The following is a 14,518-nucleotide window of genomic DNA, read 5'->3' as shown; positions in this document are numbered from 1 at the left end:
TGCTGGTCCTTATTCGTTGGTGGTTTTCCAGTTCGGTGCACGTTTTTCTAAAAACGCGCTAAGGCCTTCTTGGCCTTCTGCCGAAACCCGAATTTCTGCGATACGTTCAATGGTTAACTGCCGCGTGTTGGCATTTAGTGGCTGCTGATCAACCGCCATGGCCAAACTTTTCGCCGCGGTAACTGCCGCAGGGCTATTATTAATTAGAGCCTCAATAAGCGGCTGTGCGGCTTGTTGTAAGTCTTCCGCGATATCATGAACCAAGCCAATACGCAGCGCTTCTTCGGCGCTGAAACGCTCGGCGGTGAGCATGTAACGGCGCGCTTGTCGAGTGCCCATGGCGCGCATTACATACGGGCTGATCACAGCCGGAATTAAACCGATTTTTACTTCGCTTAAGCAAAAGCTTGAGGCTGGTGTTGCCAACGCAATATCGCAGCACGCGGCTAAACCAACAGCACCACCAAATGCAGCGCCCTGTACTAAAGCGATGGTCGGTTGTGGTAGCTCATCAAGTTCTTGCATTAAGCGCGATAACTCTGCGGCATCGGCAATATTTTCGTCATAGTCTTTTGCAGCCATGGAGCGCATCCAACCTAAGTCGGCGCCGGCGGAAAAGTTTTTGCCTTCTGAACGCAACACCAGCACACGTACTTGATTGTTGTTGCGAACCGCTGCAAGCGCATCAAGCAGCTCAGCGATCATGCGATCGTCAAATGCGTTATGCACTTCAGGGCGGTTCAGGGTTAACCAAGCAACGTGGTCGGCAACTGACAAAGTTATAGTGTGGTAATTCATGTCTGCCCCTTACATGCGGAATACGCCGAACTTGGTGTCGGCAATCGGTGCATTGTTTGCAGCGGCAAGGCTCAAGCCTAATACGGTGCGCGTTTGTGCTGGATCAATAATACCGTCGTCCCACAAGCGCGCCGAAGCGTAGTAGGGGTGCCCCTGTTTTTCGTAGGTTTCAATAATTGGCTGCTTTAATTTTTGCTCAGCGTCGGCACTCATGCTTTCGCCTTTGCGCGCTAGATTGTCTTTGGTGACTTGCGCCATAACACCTGCGGCTTGTTCGCCACCCATCACGGAAATACGTGCATTGGGCCACATGAACATCAACGTTGGGTCATAAGCACGACCACACATGCCATAGTTACCTGCGCCGTAGCTGCCACCAATAAGTACCGTAAACTTAGGTACTTGCGCGCAACTTACCGCGGTCACCATTTTAGCGCCGTGCTTGGCAATGCCTTCCGCTTCGTATTTTTTACCTACCATAAAGCCGGTAATGTTCTGCAAAAACACCAATGGAATTTTGCGCTGAGCACACAGCTCAATAAAGTGTGCGCCTTTTTGCGCAGATTCGGAGAATAAAATACCGTTATTGGCGACAATACCTACCGGGTAGCCGTGAATACGAGCAAAACCTGTCACCAGTGTATTACCGTAGTTTTGTTTGAACTCGTCAAAGTCTGAGTCATCGACAACCCGGGCAATCACTTCACGCACGTCATAAGGCTTGCGCAAATCGGTGCCGACAATGCCGTATATTTCTTTGGCGTCGAAGCGTGGCTCTTTCACCTCGTGTTGTGGCACCGGCTTAGCGCCTTGATAATTTAGTCGTGCGACCGAGCGGCGAGCAAGGGCAAGCGCGTGCTCATCGTTCATGGCAAAGTGGTCAGCCACACCGGAAATACGAGTGTGCACATCGGCGCCACCAAGCTCTTCAGCGCTCACTTCTTCGCCTGTTGCCGCCTTAACCAACGGCGGGCCCGCTAAGAAAATAGTGCCTTGTTCTTTCACAATAATGCTTTCGTCGGCCATGGCCGGCACATAAGCACCACCGGCGGTACACAAACCCATCACCACGGCAATTTGCGGAATACCTTGGGCTGACATGTTGGCTTGATTAAAGAAAATACGGCCAAAATGATCGCGGTCGGGGAACACTTCGTCTTGGCGTGGCAAGTTTGCACCGCCAGAGTCAACCAAATAAATGCATGGCAAATGGCAACGTGCGGCAATTTCTTGAGCGCGCAAATGTTTTTTTACCGTCAGTGGGTAATAGGTACCGCCTTTTACTGTGGCGTCATTGGCCACAATCATGCATTGCACGCCTTCAACCATGCCAATACCGGCCACAACACCGGCAGCAGGTACATAATCTTCGTAACAATCCCACGCCGCAAATTGGCCGATTTCCAAAAATGGCGAGCCACTGTCGAGTAGCTTTTCAATGCGCTGACGCGCCAGTAATTTGCCGCGCGCTAAATGGCGTTCTTGATACTTCGGGCCACCGCCTTGCTTAATCTGCTCAGCTTTAGCGTACAAATCGTTGAGTACTTCTTGCATGGCTTGTTGATTGGCCACAAAAGTTTCGTCTTTTGGGTTCACTGTGCTGGTTAATACCGTCACGGTTATAACTCCTAATGCGTTAGCAAGTTAAGCAGATTCACTGAACAGCTCGCGGCCGATCAGCATGCGACGAATTTCTGAAGTCCCGGCGCCAATTTCATACAGCTTGGCGTCGCGCAGTAGGCGTCCAGTAGGGTACTCGTTAATATAGCCGTTACCGCCTAACAACTGAATAGCGTCGAGTGCTAATTGCGTGGCTAACTCTGCGGCATACAAAATAGCGCCGGCGGCATCTTTGCGGGTGGTTTCGCCACGGTCACATGACTGCGCTACCGCGTAAACATAGGCGCGAGCGGCGTTTGTACGGGTATACATGTCGGCAACTTTGCCTTGTACCAATTGAAATTCGCCGATGGCTTTACCGAATTGCTTGCGGTCATGCACGTACGGAATAACCACGTCTAAACAAGCTTGCATAATGCCGCAAGGGCCCGCTGCTAATACGGCGCGCTCGTAATCTAAGCCGCTCATGAGTACTTCAACACCGCGGTCAAGCTCGCCAAGAATATTTTCAGCCGGAACTTGGCAGTCTTCAAACACCAGTTCACAAGTGTTTGAACCACGCATGCCGAGTTTGTCGAGTTTCTGCGCAGTACGAAAACCAGGGAAGTCTTTCTCAATAATAAATGCGGTAATGCCTCGCGAGTTCTTGTCTGGGCTAGTTTTTGCGTACACTACAAGCACATCAGCATCGGGACCATTGGTGATCCACATTTTGTTGCCGTTTAATACGTAGTGGTCGCCTTTTAATTCAGCCTTCAGCTTCATGCTTACCACATCTGAGCCGGCATTGGGCTCACTCATTGCCAACGCACCCACGTGTTCACCGCTACAGAGCTTTGGCAAGTATTTTTCTTTTTGCGCTTGAGTACCATTGCGAGCAATTTGATTCACACACAAATTTGAATGCGCGCCATAGCTCAACCCGACAGACGCAGAAGCACGGCTAATTTCTTCCATGGCGACAACGTGCTCAAGGTAACCTAAGCCAGACCCACCGAATTCCTCAGGAACCGTCATGCCAAGCAAGCCTAGGTCGCCCATTTTGCGCCATAAGTCCGCTGGAAACTCATTTTTTTCGTCAATTTCCGCAGCGCGAGGCGCAATTTCATCACGCGCAAACGCATTCACGGTTTCGCGGATCATCTCGGCCGTTTCGCCAAGGCCAAAATTAAAGGTGGTGTACTGACTAATCATAATGTCTCCTGGTTTGGTGCTGCAGAGTTTATAGATGCCTTGCTGTTTTCTATTTCCGCAAGTTCATCGCGACAACGCTCTTCAAGGTTGCCAAGCTCTACCAATAGTACTTTGATATCTTCAAGCTGCTGTTTTAATGACATTTTTTTGTCATCAATCAGCGCTAAAACGGTGTGTAGCTGACGCGCGCTACTGTTTTCCATGTCGTACAAATCGAACAGGTTTTTCGTTTCGGATAACGAAAACCCTAAACGTTTGCCACGCAAAATAAGTTTCAAGCGCACGCGATCTTTATTGGTGTATAGCCGAGTTTGCCCTTGTCGCTGGGGCGCCAACAGGCCTTGGTCTTCGTAAAAACGAATACTGCGCGTGGTGATGTCGAACTCTTTCGCAAGTTCGCCGATGCTGTATATGGTTGGTCGGTTCATTTGTGCTTGCTTGTCTTTATTGAGAGGGTTAAGCTTAATGCAAGTTGACGTTAACGTAAAGGTAAGAAAAGGCGAAAACGATACTAGCTATTGGATATTAGATATTAGATCTGATGTTTCGGGTTTTTTCTAATATCTAATATCCAATAGCTGGTATCGCCTTTGCTCTTGAGGAGAGATTATGTCTGATGCAGTAGTTATTGTTGCCGCGAAACGCACACCAATGGGTGGTTTTCAAGGTAGTTTGAGTGATGTAAGCGCGCCTAACCTTGGCGCCATCGCGATAAAAGCAGCGCTAGTTGAAAGCGGTCTGCAAGGCAACGATGTGCAGGAAGTAATTATGGGTAACGTGTTGCCTGCGGGCCTAGGCCAAGCGCCGGCACGCCAAGCGACGTTGTTTGCTGAGTTGCCACGCAGCGCTGGCGCTACCACCATTAATAAAGTGTGTGGCTCTGGTTTGAAAGCGGTGATGTTTGCTCATGATCTGATTCATGCGGGTTCGGCCGATGTGGTTGTTGCCGGCGGTATGGAAAGTATGTCAAACGCGCCGTATTTATTGAAAAAAGCGCGTGCGGGTTTCCGTATGGGGCACGATGCAATTTATGATCACATGATGCTTGACGGCCTTGAAGATGCATACGAAGGCAAAGCGATGGGCTGCTATGCGCAAAGCACCGCTGATGAATATGGTTTGGGCCGCGAAGCCATGGACAACTTTGCCTTGGCATCGCTTAGCCGCGCGCAAACAGCCATTAAAGAAGGCTGGTTTGTGAATGAAATTACCCCGGTAACTTACAGCACGCGCAAAGGTGACGTGACGGTAGACATTGACGAACAGCCAGGCAAAGCCATGCCAGAGAAAATTCCTGGGTTGCGCCCTGCGTTTGCTAAAGACGGCACCATTACGGCGGCGAACTCGAGTTCAATTTCTGACGGTGCGGCGGCGTTAATTTTAATGCGCGAAAGCGAGGCGAAAGCTCGTGGCTTGAAACCTTTGGCGCGCGTAGTGGGGCATGCGACGCATTCGCAAGCGCCGGCGGAATTTACCGTGGCGCCTATTGGTGCCATGAACAAATTGCTCGACAAAGTACAGTGGAGCAAAGACGACGTTGATTTGTGGGAAATTAACGAAGCCTTTGCCATGGTGACCATGTTGGCGATGCAACAAATGAACTTAGACCATGACAAAGTGAACGTGAATGGCGGCGCTTGTGCGCTAGGTCACCCTATTGGTGCAAGCGGAGCACGGCTGTTGGTTACCTTGCTGCATGCCTTGAAAAACCGTGGCAAGCAGCGCGGTGTTACCTCGTTGTGTATCGGCGGTGGTGAAGCCGTTGCCGTTGCTGTTGAAATGCTTTAACGGCGGCGCGACGCAAGCCATACTGAAGCCAGTAATATGCCACCGCCAAGGGCAAGCCGAAGCCAGTCAACGGCTTGCCCCCAAAAGGCAAAGTTAATAAGTAAGCCAGCCGGTATTAGCATGTTATTCATGGTCGCCAGTTGAGCCACATTGACGCGCTTGGCGCCGAGGTTCCAAGCGAGGTAGCCAAGCCCCGAAGCGCCAAGGCCAAGCCAAACCAAGATACCCCACTGCAAAGTGGTGCTGGGCCATTTTTCGAAATTGGCAAAGGCTGCCATGGCTAGGCTTGAAACGATGGTGGCACCTAGAAAGAACAACGCGAACACATGCACTTGATTGCGTTCGGAACCAAGCTCTAAGCGTTTATAAAAAACTTGGCCGGCAGCAAAACAAATATTGGCTGCTTGAATAAGCAAAAAACCGATAACGAAGTCATCGCTAAGCGTATTGAACCGAATAACAGCAGCGCCGACAACAGCTAGCGCTGCGGCCAACCACCACTGTGCTGGAAGGTGCTTGCGCTCGAATAGCACGTCGTCGATTAAGGTGACATAAAGTGGTGTGAAAATGGTGAATAGCAGCACTTCAGGCACTGTTAAATACAAAAATGCGTGATACAAAAACAAGTACATCACGCCAATTTGCAGGGCACCAATGGCTGCAAGCCGCCATTGTTGGGCAAAAGCGAGACGCTTGGGCCGCCATAGCGGTAAAAATAGCAATAACGCCAGCAGCATTCGAATGTAGACTGCAATATAACCGTCTACTTGGCCGGCAAGAAATTCGCCGATTAACGAAAAGCTCGCCGCCCATAATGCGGTTACGGCCCATAAAATCCACATATTAACCTCGTTGGTTGGTAATGGTTTGACGATAAAACTGGGGCGACATGCCCATGGTTTTTTTAAATAAACGTGAAAAGTAATAGGGGTCTTCAAAGCCAAGTTGCTGACTTATTTGACGAATGCTGTCAGCGCTATTATCGAGCAACTGACAAGCTATTTTAACGCGAATTTGGTTGAAATAACGCATGGGGCTTGTGCCTGTAAATTGTTTGAATTTTTTGCTGAAGTAATAGCGTGATAATCCGGCAAACTCCGCAAAATCATCTAGGCTTAAGTCGCGATGCGAGTTGTCGTACATAAACCGTTCAAGCGCCGCTAAGTCAAACTCTGTCGGCACTTGCAGGGTTGATGTTAGCCGCGGTAGCTCGGCGATTATTCGTTGCAGTAGGCTGGCGGCTACCACGGCTGCAGTAAATTGATGCCGTTGGGTTTGTAAATTAAGCAAGTCGGTCACCACAGGAATAAGCTGCCGCCAACGGGTTAGAGTGAGAACAGGTTGTGCGGGCGATAGATCAAGAAAGTCCATGCATGCAGCCGCTGAGGTGCCTTGAAAATGCGCCCAGTAAATGCTCCACGGCTGTGTTGTAGAGGCGGCATAGGTATGCGCCTCGTTGCTAGGAAGCAACAACAATTGCCCGGCCTTTAGTTCGCCCTCGGCATGCGCGGTGCGAAAGTATCCGCGGCCGCGGTGGCAGAAAATAAGCAAGTGATCGGTGTGTTTCTTGCGTTCAACATGGTGGCCAACGGCATCGACATAATGGCCGTAGGCCAGCGGATACAGGTGTTTTGTGAGGGCGTGGCGAGCTAATTGGCGGGTTAATTGCAGTGGCAATACAACGCGCGAGCTGCCACTGGGTAGCGGCCATGACGATGGTTGGCTCATGTGAGGTTCTCGGTGAAAGCAATTTTGTCCATTATAGGGGCAATATCGTCGATGTTAAAGCACCACAAAAACAACGACAATGATTAAGAGCAAGAGCGATATTAGCTAAGAAAAACAAGAGCGATATTAGCTAATAGATATTAGATATTAGTCAAAAGCTCGGCATGTCAGTTTTAATATCGGATATCTGATAGCTAATATCGCATTTGAATTTAAAACGAGGTAGTGAGATGAAAAAGGTTCCTTTATATATTGATGGCGAATTTATTCAGTCGCAAAGCGACAAATGGATTGATGTCACCAACCCAGCAACACAAGAAGTGATTGCTCAAGTTCCTTGTGCGACTCAAGACGAAATGAAGCAAGCGGTTGAAAGTGCGCAGAAAGCATTTTTAACTTGGAAAGAAGTGGCGGTTTCTGAGCGCGCGCGCGTGATGATGCGCTATCAAGCATTGTTGAAAGAGCATCATGATGAAATTGCAGAAATTTTAGCGAGCGAAACTGGTAAAACCTTTGAAGACGCGAAAGGCGACGTGTGGCGCGGTATTGAAGTGGTTGAACACGCTGCAAATATTCCGTCGTTATTAATGGGCGAAACGGTTGAAAACGTGGCGCGTGGTATTGATACCTACAGCTTTACCCAGCCGTTGGGTGTGTGTGCGGGCATTACCCCATTTAACTTCCCGGCCATGATTCCATTGTGGATGTTCCCATTGGCGATTGCTTGCGGTAACACCTTTATTCTGAAGCCATCTGAGCAAGACCCATTAACGCCAACGCGTTTGGTGGAATTGTTTGAGCAAGCGGGCGCGCCAAAAGGTGTGTTGCAGGTTATTCATGGTGCTAAAGATCAAGTGGACTTCATTCTTGATGAGCCTGCAGTTAAAGCGATTTCATTCGTAGGTTCTGTCGCGGTAGGTCAATACATTTACCGTCGTGGTACGGAAAACATGAAGCGCGTACAAGCATTCGCAGGCGCGAAAAACCATTGTGTGATCATGCCTGACGCGAACAAGTCACAAGTTATCAGCAACTTGGTGGGGGCTTCTGTTGGTGCAGCTGGCCAACGTTGTATGGCGATTTCGGTTGCTGTATTTGTTGGTGCAGCGAAAGAGTGGATTCCAGAAATTGCTGCAGAACTAGCGAAAGTGAAGCCGGGTGGCTGGAACAATAAAGACGCCGCTTATGGCCCATTAATAAGCCCACAAGCAAAACAGCGCGTTGAAAACTTTATTACTCAAGGCGTGAAAGAAGGCGCTGAATTATTAGTTGATGGCCGCAACTGTCAAGTTGATGGCTTCCCGAACGGCAACTGGGTTGGCCCAACCATGTTTAGCAAAGTGACCACCGACATGGAAATCTACAAGAACGAGATTTTCGGGCCAGTGCTGTGCGCGACCGAAGTCGACAGCCTAGACGAAGCATTGGCGATGGTTAATGCCAACCCGTACGGTAATGGTACCTCCATTTTCACGGCAAGTGGCGCTGCGGCACGTAAATACCAGCACAACGTTGAAGTAGGTCAAGTGGGTATTAACATTCCAATTCCAGTACCACTTCCGTTCTTCTCTTTCACGGGTTGGAAAGGCTCGTTCTTTGGTGACTTGCATGCTTATGGTAAGCAGGGCGTGCGTTTCTATAGCGAAACCAAAACCATTACGGCGCGTTGGTTTGAAAGCGATATCGCCGATGTAACCGGCCCGAATATGACGATTAACTTACGATAATAGGACGTTGTCATGAATTTTAATTTATCTGACGACCAACAAGCGTTTGTCGATACGGCAAAAGCTTTTGCAGACAAAGAATTAGCACCGTTTGCGGCGCAGTGGGACGAAGAGTCTCATTTCCCTATTGAAGTGTTCCGTAAAGCTGGCGAAATGGGCTTTATGGGCATGTACACGCCAGAAGACGCTGGTGGTTTTGGCATGAGCCGCTTAGACGCGGCGCTGATTTTTGAGCAACTGGCTATGGGTTGTACTGCCACCACTGCCATGATGACCATCCATAACATGGTGTCGTGGATGATCGGCTCGTTTGCCAAACCTGAAGTGATTGAGCAGTGGGTTCCTGAGCTGGTTACCGGCGAAAAACTTGGTTCATATTGCTTAACTGAACCAGGCGCTGGCTCTGACGCAGCAAGCTTGCGCACTACCGCCAAAAAAGACGGCGACGAGTACGTGCTAAATGGCTCAAAAATGTTTATTTCAGGCGCAGGTAGCACCGATGTATTGGTGGTTATGGCGCGCACTGGCGAAGCTGGCCCGAAAGGTATTTCAGCATTTGTGGTACCTGCTGACGCAGCCGGTATTAGCTATGGCAAAAAAGAAGCGAAAATGGGCTGGAACGCGCAGCCAACGCGCTTGGTAACCTTTGAAGATGTGCGTATTCCGGCTGCCAACTTGTTGGGGCAAGAAGGCGAAGGCTTTAAGTTTGCCATGATGGGCCTTGATGGCGGGCGTATCAACATTGCCGTGTGTTCAGTAGGTACGGCACAGGCGGCATTAAACACTGCACGCAATTACATGCACGAACGCAGCCAATTTGGCAAAGAGCTTGCTCACTTCCAAGCCTTACAGTTTAAATTAGCTGATATGGCCACCGAGTTGGTTGCTGCACGCCAAATGGTGCGCTTAGCTGCGTTTAAAGTGGACAGCAACGATGCTGACAAAACCACTTATTGCGCCATGGCCAAACGCTTTGCGACGGACATTGGCTTTAACGTGTGTAACGAAGCGCTGCAAATTCATGGTGGTTACGGCTACATCAAAGAATACCCATTAGAGCGCCATGTGCGCGACGTGCGTGTGCACCAAATTCTTGAGGGTACCAACGAAATTATGCGGGTAATTATTGCCCGCCGATTGTTGGCCGATATGGACCAAGCCATCCTTTAAGGGTGGCTTTTCTGTCTTACAGGAGTCGAAGATGGACGCAGCAGTATTGTTTGAAGAACTGGAATGCGCGCATGGCAAAAAGCTTGGCGTGGCCACGTTAAACTCAGAAAAATCATTAAACGCGCTGAGTTTACCCATGATTCAATTGCTACAACCGCAGTTGACCGCGTGGGCAGCAGACGATGACATTGCGTGTGTGTGGCTGCAAGGCGCTGGAGACAAAGCCTTTTGTGCCGGCGGCGATATTGTTGCCATGTACAAAGCGATGCAAGCCAAGCCCGGTGTTCTCGTTGATGAAGTTGCTGACTTTTTTAGCCAAGAATATCGATTAGATTACGCTATTCACACCTTCCCGAAACCCATTGTACTTTGGGGCCACGGTATTGTTATGGGTGGCGGCATGGGCCTAATGAACGGTGCTAGCCACCGCGTGGTTACCGAGCGCTCATTGTTAGCGATGCCTGAAGTAACTATTGGTTTATACCCAGACGTAGGCGCGACGCATTTTCTCAACCAAATGCCAGACGGCTGTGGCCTGTTTCTTGGCCTAACTGGCGCGCATATGAATGCCGCTGATGCCTTGTATTTGAAATTGGCCGACCATTTTGCCGCAAGCACCAGCAAAGACGACATTGTCGCGGGTTTACGCGAAGTGAAGTGGGGTGATACTGCGGCATTAAATCATCAGAAAGTAACTGATGTGCTAAATGGTATTGGCTTACGCGACAGTAGCTTACGCCCCGCCGGCCAAGTGGAAGCGCACCAACAGCTGATTAAAAAGCTAACCAAAGGTGACGATATTAGCGTGGTGGTCAAAAATATTACCGAGCACGCAAGCGATGACAAGTGGTTGAGTCGCGCCGCACAGACACTAGCTGCAGGGTGCCCGATGACGGCGCACATTGTTTGGAACCAGTTGCAACACGGTGCTGATTTAAGCTTGGCAGACTGTTTTCGTTTAGAGCTGACTTTGTCGGTACAATGCGCCATGCGAGGCGATTTTGCCGAAGGTATTCGCGCCTTGTTGATTGATAAAGACAAACAGCCCAAATGGCAACACGCGTCAGTAGCTGATGTCCCCGCAGACGACGTTGATAGCTTTTTCAATTCACCATGGCCAGCGGCAGATCACCCGTTAGCCACATTAGGTAAATAAAAAAAACCGTTGTTCGTGCGCTTCGCGGTTCGTGCGTTCACTACGTTCTCTGTTCGTCCGTGCTACGCACTGTTCGAATAGCGATGCTTACGAATAACGAACAGCGCAGCGGACGAATAACGAACAACGAATTTGAGGTTTTTATGGCAAACGTAGGATTTATCGGGCTAGGCAATATGGGTGGCCCAATGGCGGCTAACCTTGTTAAAGGCGGCCATAGCGTTCAAGTTTTTGATTTGTCTGAAGCGGCGTTAAGCGCGGCTAAAGAAGCAGGTTGCCGCACTGCAAGTTCAGCGACTGAAGCGGCGACTAACGTCGATTTTATTATCACCATGTTGCCCGCCGATAAGCATGTAAAAAGTGTTTATTTGGCGGACGATGGGCTAATAAGTGTACTTAACAAAGACACGTTAGCTATCGATTGCAGTACGATTAGTGCCGAAACCGCGCGTTTTGTTGGCGCAGCGCTTAAAGAGCACGGCATTGATTTTATTGATGCGCCGGTTTCGGGCGGCGTCGGCGGTGCCAAAGCCGGTACATTAACATTTATTTGTGGTGGCGAGGCCGGAGCCGTAGCGCGCGCTCGTGACGTGTTGCAGCACATGGGTAAGAACATTTTTCATGCCGGTGACAGCGGTGCAGGGCAAGTCGCAAAAATCTGCAACAACATGTTGTTGTCAGTGCTCATGGTTGGCACGTCTGAGGCACTGCAATTGGGCATTGCTCATGGATTAGACCCTAAAGTACTGTCACAGATTATGGCAGCAAGTTCCGGTAGTAACTGGACTTTAGATGTATATAATCCGTGCCCTGGTGTGATGGATAATGTGCCATCAAGCAATGGCTACCAAGGTGGCTTTTTGGTTGACTTAATGAGCAAAGACTTAGGCCTAGCGCAACAAGCAGCATTAGCTAGTGGGGCAGCGACGCCAATGGGCGCATTAACGCACAATCTGTACCGTAGTTGGTCGCAGTTAGGCCACGGACGTGAAGATTTCTCAAGTATCTTCAATTACGTAAAACCAATTTTGAAGTAACGGGTAACTTATGAATATTGCACAAAGCACAATTGTTATTACCGGTGGTGCGCAAGGGTTAGGCCGCGCTATGGCTGAGCACTTTGCTGCCGATGGCGCGCAATTAGCGTTGCTTGATATGAATGCCGACACCCTAGCCGAAGCCGAAAAAATTTGTACTGAGAAAGGCGCGAAAAAAGTTAAAGGCTACGTGGTGAACGTGGTTGACGAAGCTGCTGTTGAAGCAGTGTTTAATGATATTGTCGCTGACTTTGGTGGCATTAATGTGCTGATCAATAACGCAGGTATTCTGCGTGATGGCCTAATGATTAAATGCAAAGACGGTGAAATTACCCACAAAATGCCATTGCAGCAGTTTCAGTCAGTATTGGATGTTAACTTAACCGGTACCTTCTTATGCGGTCGCGAAGCGTCTGCACACATGGCCAAAGCAGGTAACGGCGGGGTTATTATTAATATTTCTAGCGTTGCGCGTGCTGGCAACATGGGCCAAACCAACTATGCGGCAACCAAAGCCGGCGTGGTGGCCATGACAGTAACGTGGGCGCGTGAGCTGGGGCGCTTTGGTATTCGTTGTGGGGCAATTGCACCTGGGTTTATTGAAACCCCAATGACCGCACAAATGAAACCTGAAGCCATTGAACGTGCCTTAAGCATGGTGCCGCTACGCCGTTGGGGGCAGCCAGAAGAAATTGCGCACAGCGCACGTTATATCATAGAGAATGACTTCTTTAGCGGTCGTGTGGTAGAAATAGACGGTGGTGTACGACTTTAACGAGATCTAATGCGCAAATTACCCCCATTAAACGCTTTAAAAGCCTTTGAAGCTGCGGCACGGCACCTGAGTTTCACCCGTGCCGCAGATGAACTTTACGTTACTCAAGCAGCGGTAAGCCATCAAGTGAAAGGGCTGGAGGAGTTTTTGGGGGTACAGCTATTTTTGCGCCGCAACCGCTCACTGCTGCTTACCCCCGAAGGGCAAACCTACTACCTTGAATTAAAAGAAATATTTGACCACATCATGCAAGCAACCGATCGCGTGAAGTTTGCAAGCCAGCGTGGTTCATTAACTATTTCGTTGCCGCCAAGTTTTGCAATTTTATGGTTTGTGCCACGGTTGAGCCGTTTCCGTGAAGCTTACCCAGACATTGATGTGCGCATACGAGCCGTTGACGAAGTAGATGGCTCGCTAACAGACGACGTTGATGTAGCAATTTATTACGGTGCAGGCAAATGGCCGGGCCTTAAAGCTTACAAATTGCACAATGAATATTTGATCCCAGTATGCTCGCCATTACTTTTGAGTGGCACCAAGCCGCTACGTGAACCTCGAGACTTGCTGAATCAGACGTTATTGCATGACGAAACACGCAACGCATGGAAAGACTGGTTTAAGTTAGTGGGCATTGATAAAGATAAAGGCGACAACGGCCCCATATTTAGTCACTCTAATCTTGCCTTAAAAGCCGCGGTACACGGTCAAGGCATTGCGTTAGCTAACAACGTGTTGGTAAAACCTGAAATTGATGCAGGGCATTTAATTCAGATTTTCCCTGAAGCGTTACCACGGCAAAAATCTTTTTATTTAGTTTGTCGTGACTCTCAGTCAGAAGTCGGTAAAATCGCGACCTTCCGAAATTGGCTGCTACAAGTCGTTGAAGAAGAAGAGGACAGCTATGAGTAATTTGCAACGTGTTGCCATAAAGCAAGACAATGCCGATGGTGCGGTGCGAATTATTTTTGCCCACGGTGCAGGCGCCGGTTTGCAAAGCGACTTTATGCAGTATTTTGCTTTAGGCTTGGCGTTGAAAGGGTTTGATGTAGTGCGGTTTAATTTTCCGTATTGGCAAAAATTTATGGATACCGGTGTGCGCCGCCCACCAAACCCGATGGCCGAGCTGGAACATTGTATGCGTACCGTGGCGCAGCAATTCGACGACAACAAGCCACTGTATTTAATGGGAAAGTCAATGGGGGCGCGGGTGGCCTTTCGGCTTGCTGACGCGCTAAATGCGAAAGCCGCAATTGCGCTGGGGTTTCCGTTTCACCCAGTGGGTAAACCCGAAAAGTTACGGCTAAATGATTTACACAATGCTTGCCGACAAAACTTAATTCTACAGGGCACGCGCGATAGTTTTGGCCGCCCCGAAGAAGTGGAAGGTTACCCGTTGCCTGCGAATGTACGGGTCAATTGGATTGAGCATGGTGATCACAGCTTTGAGCCAACCAAGCGCAGTGGCTTGGCACGCGAGCAACTTTGGCAATTGGCCATTGAACACATAACGCATTTGGAGTTTTGA

Annotated in this window: 14 protein-coding genes; 8 read left to right on the top strand and 6 right to left on the bottom strand. The window is 49.4% G+C overall.

Translation table 11 applies throughout. The annotated features are described in order from the left end of the window. Nucleotides 1-9 precede the first annotated feature (9 nt). From ASC40_RS01925 to ASC40_RS01910, 4 genes are read right to left on the bottom strand one after another with little or no spacing between them, the layout of a single operon-like run. A complete protein-coding gene (locus tag ASC40_RS01925; protein WP_055438094.1) occupies nt 10-798 on the bottom strand; it encodes an enoyl-CoA hydratase-related protein in 789 nt (262 codons plus the stop codon). A 9-nt stretch (nt 799-807) separates the two neighbouring features. Next, nucleotides 808-2,415, bottom strand: a complete 1,608-nt coding sequence (locus tag ASC40_RS01920) for a carboxyl transferase domain-containing protein (RefSeq protein WP_055438093.1) — start codon at nt 2,413-2,415, stop codon at nt 808-810. A gap of 27 nt (nt 2,416-2,442) precedes the next feature. Further along, nucleotides 2,443-3,612 carry an isovaleryl-CoA dehydrogenase gene (locus ASC40_RS01915; RefSeq protein ID WP_055438092.1) on the bottom strand — a complete coding sequence of 390 codons (1,170 nt, stop codon included), beginning with the start codon at nt 3,610-3,612 and terminating at the stop codon, nt 2,443-2,445. Beyond that, nucleotides 3,609-4,040, bottom strand: a complete 432-nt coding sequence (locus ASC40_RS01910) for a MerR family transcriptional regulator (protein WP_055438091.1) — start codon at nt 4,038-4,040, stop codon at nt 3,609-3,611. Before ASC40_RS01910 ends, ASC40_RS01915 begins: the two co-directional genes overlap by 4 nt. 178 nt (nt 4,041-4,218) lie before the next feature. Between ASC40_RS01910 and ASC40_RS01905 the strand changes: the two genes are divergently transcribed. Beyond that, entirely contained in the window at nt 4,219-5,400 is a 1,182-nt protein-coding gene (locus ASC40_RS01905) for an acetyl-CoA C-acyltransferase (protein ID WP_055438090.1), read from the top strand. On the opposite strand, the gene ASC40_RS01900 is transcribed toward ASC40_RS01905, so the two are convergent. Together ASC40_RS01900 and ASC40_RS01895 are read right to left on the bottom strand one after the other, a co-directional pair. Continuing rightward, nucleotides 5,397-6,242 (bottom strand): EamA family transporter, encoded by an 846-nt coding sequence (locus ASC40_RS01900; protein ID WP_055438089.1) that lies wholly within the window; start codon nt 6,240-6,242, stop codon nt 5,397-5,399. The two genes, ASC40_RS01905 and ASC40_RS01900, sit on opposite strands and share 4 nt — an antisense overlap. A gap of 1 nt (nt 6,243) precedes the next feature. Next, complete coding sequence (locus ASC40_RS01895; RefSeq protein ID WP_055438088.1) at nt 6,244-7,128, bottom strand: helix-turn-helix transcriptional regulator; 885 nt, start codon at nt 7,126-7,128, stop codon at nt 6,244-6,246. Nucleotides 7,129-7,358: 230 nt separating this feature from the next. Between ASC40_RS01895 and ASC40_RS01890 the strand changes: the two genes are divergently transcribed. From ASC40_RS01890 to ASC40_RS01860, 7 genes are all read left to right on the top strand, one after another. Next, nucleotides 7,359-8,855, top strand: coding sequence for a CoA-acylating methylmalonate-semialdehyde dehydrogenase (locus tag ASC40_RS01890; RefSeq protein WP_055438087.1), 1,497 nt, complete (start codon nt 7,359-7,361; stop codon nt 8,853-8,855). Nucleotides 8,856-8,867: 12 nt separating this feature from the next. Then, the gene (locus ASC40_RS01885; RefSeq protein ID WP_055438086.1) at nt 8,868-10,025 is read left to right on the top strand and encodes an acyl-CoA dehydrogenase family protein; all 1,158 of its coding nucleotides are present in this window, start codon (nt 8,868-8,870) and stop codon (nt 10,023-10,025) included. Between the two features lie 31 nt (nt 10,026-10,056). Next, nucleotides 10,057-11,181, top strand: coding sequence for an enoyl-CoA hydratase/isomerase family protein (locus ASC40_RS01880; protein ID WP_055438085.1), 1,125 nt, complete (start codon nt 10,057-10,059; stop codon nt 11,179-11,181). Between the two features lie 83 nt (nt 11,182-11,264). Then, a complete protein-coding gene (gene mmsB / locus ASC40_RS01875; protein WP_072243349.1) occupies nt 11,265-12,218 on the top strand; it encodes a 3-hydroxyisobutyrate dehydrogenase in 954 nt (317 codons plus the stop codon). Between the two features lie 10 nt (nt 12,219-12,228). Continuing rightward, on the top strand, nt 12,229-12,993 hold the full coding sequence (locus tag ASC40_RS01870) for an SDR family oxidoreductase (protein ID WP_055438084.1): 765 nt from the start codon (nt 12,229-12,231) through the stop codon (nt 12,991-12,993). A gap of 9 nt (nt 12,994-13,002) precedes the next feature. Then, the gene (locus ASC40_RS01865) at nt 13,003-13,902 is read left to right on the top strand and encodes a transcriptional regulator GcvA (RefSeq protein WP_055438083.1); all 900 of its coding nucleotides are present in this window, start codon (nt 13,003-13,005) and stop codon (nt 13,900-13,902) included. After that, nucleotides 13,895-14,518 (top strand): alpha/beta family hydrolase, encoded by a 624-nt coding sequence (locus tag ASC40_RS01860; RefSeq protein WP_055438082.1) that lies wholly within the window; start codon nt 13,895-13,897, stop codon nt 14,516-14,518. Before ASC40_RS01865 ends, ASC40_RS01860 begins: the two co-directional genes overlap by 8 nt.

Source organism: Pseudidiomarina woesei (genome assembly GCF_001418345.1).
Classification (GTDB): domain Bacteria; phylum Pseudomonadota; class Gammaproteobacteria; order Enterobacterales; family Alteromonadaceae; genus Pseudidiomarina; species Pseudidiomarina woesei.
Note: the sequence above shows the minus strand (reverse complement) of the source record. Positions and strands in the feature narration are given on the sequence as shown.

Bases quoted from the DNA above. Each gene is read 5' to 3' on its own strand.
- ASC40_RS01925 (WP_055438094.1), bottom strand. From the start codon at position 798: ATGAATTACCACACTATAACTTTGTCAGTTGCCGACCACGTTGCTTGG.
- ASC40_RS01915 (WP_055438092.1), bottom strand. From the start codon at position 3,612: ATGATTAGTCAGTACACCACCTTTAATTTTGGCCTTGGCGAAACGGCC.
- ASC40_RS01910 (WP_055438091.1), bottom strand. From the start codon at position 4,040: ATGAACCGACCAACCATATACAGCATCGGCGAACTTGCGAAAGAGTTC.
- ASC40_RS01900 (WP_055438089.1), bottom strand. From the start codon at position 6,242: ATGTGGATTTTATGGGCCGTAACCGCATTATGGGCGGCGAGCTTTTCG.
- ASC40_RS01895 (WP_055438088.1), bottom strand. From the start codon at position 7,128: ATGAGCCAACCATCGTCATGGCCGCTACCCAGTGGCAGCTCGCGCGTT.
- ASC40_RS01890 (WP_055438087.1), top strand. From the start codon at position 7,359: ATGAAAAAGGTTCCTTTATATATTGATGGCGAATTTATTCAGTCGCAA.
- ASC40_RS01885 (WP_055438086.1), top strand. From the start codon at position 8,868: ATGAATTTTAATTTATCTGACGACCAACAAGCGTTTGTCGATACGGCA.
- ASC40_RS01880 (WP_055438085.1), top strand. From the start codon at position 10,057: ATGGACGCAGCAGTATTGTTTGAAGAACTGGAATGCGCGCATGGCAAA.
- mmsB (WP_072243349.1), top strand. From the start codon at position 11,265: ATGCTTACGAATAACGAACAGCGCAGCGGACGAATAACGAACAACGAA.
- ASC40_RS01870 (WP_055438084.1), top strand. From the start codon at position 12,229: ATGAATATTGCACAAAGCACAATTGTTATTACCGGTGGTGCGCAAGGG.
- ASC40_RS01865 (WP_055438083.1), top strand. From the start codon at position 13,003: ATGCGCAAATTACCCCCATTAAACGCTTTAAAAGCCTTTGAAGCTGCG.
- ASC40_RS01860 (WP_055438082.1), top strand. From the start codon at position 13,895: ATGAGTAATTTGCAACGTGTTGCCATAAAGCAAGACAATGCCGATGGT.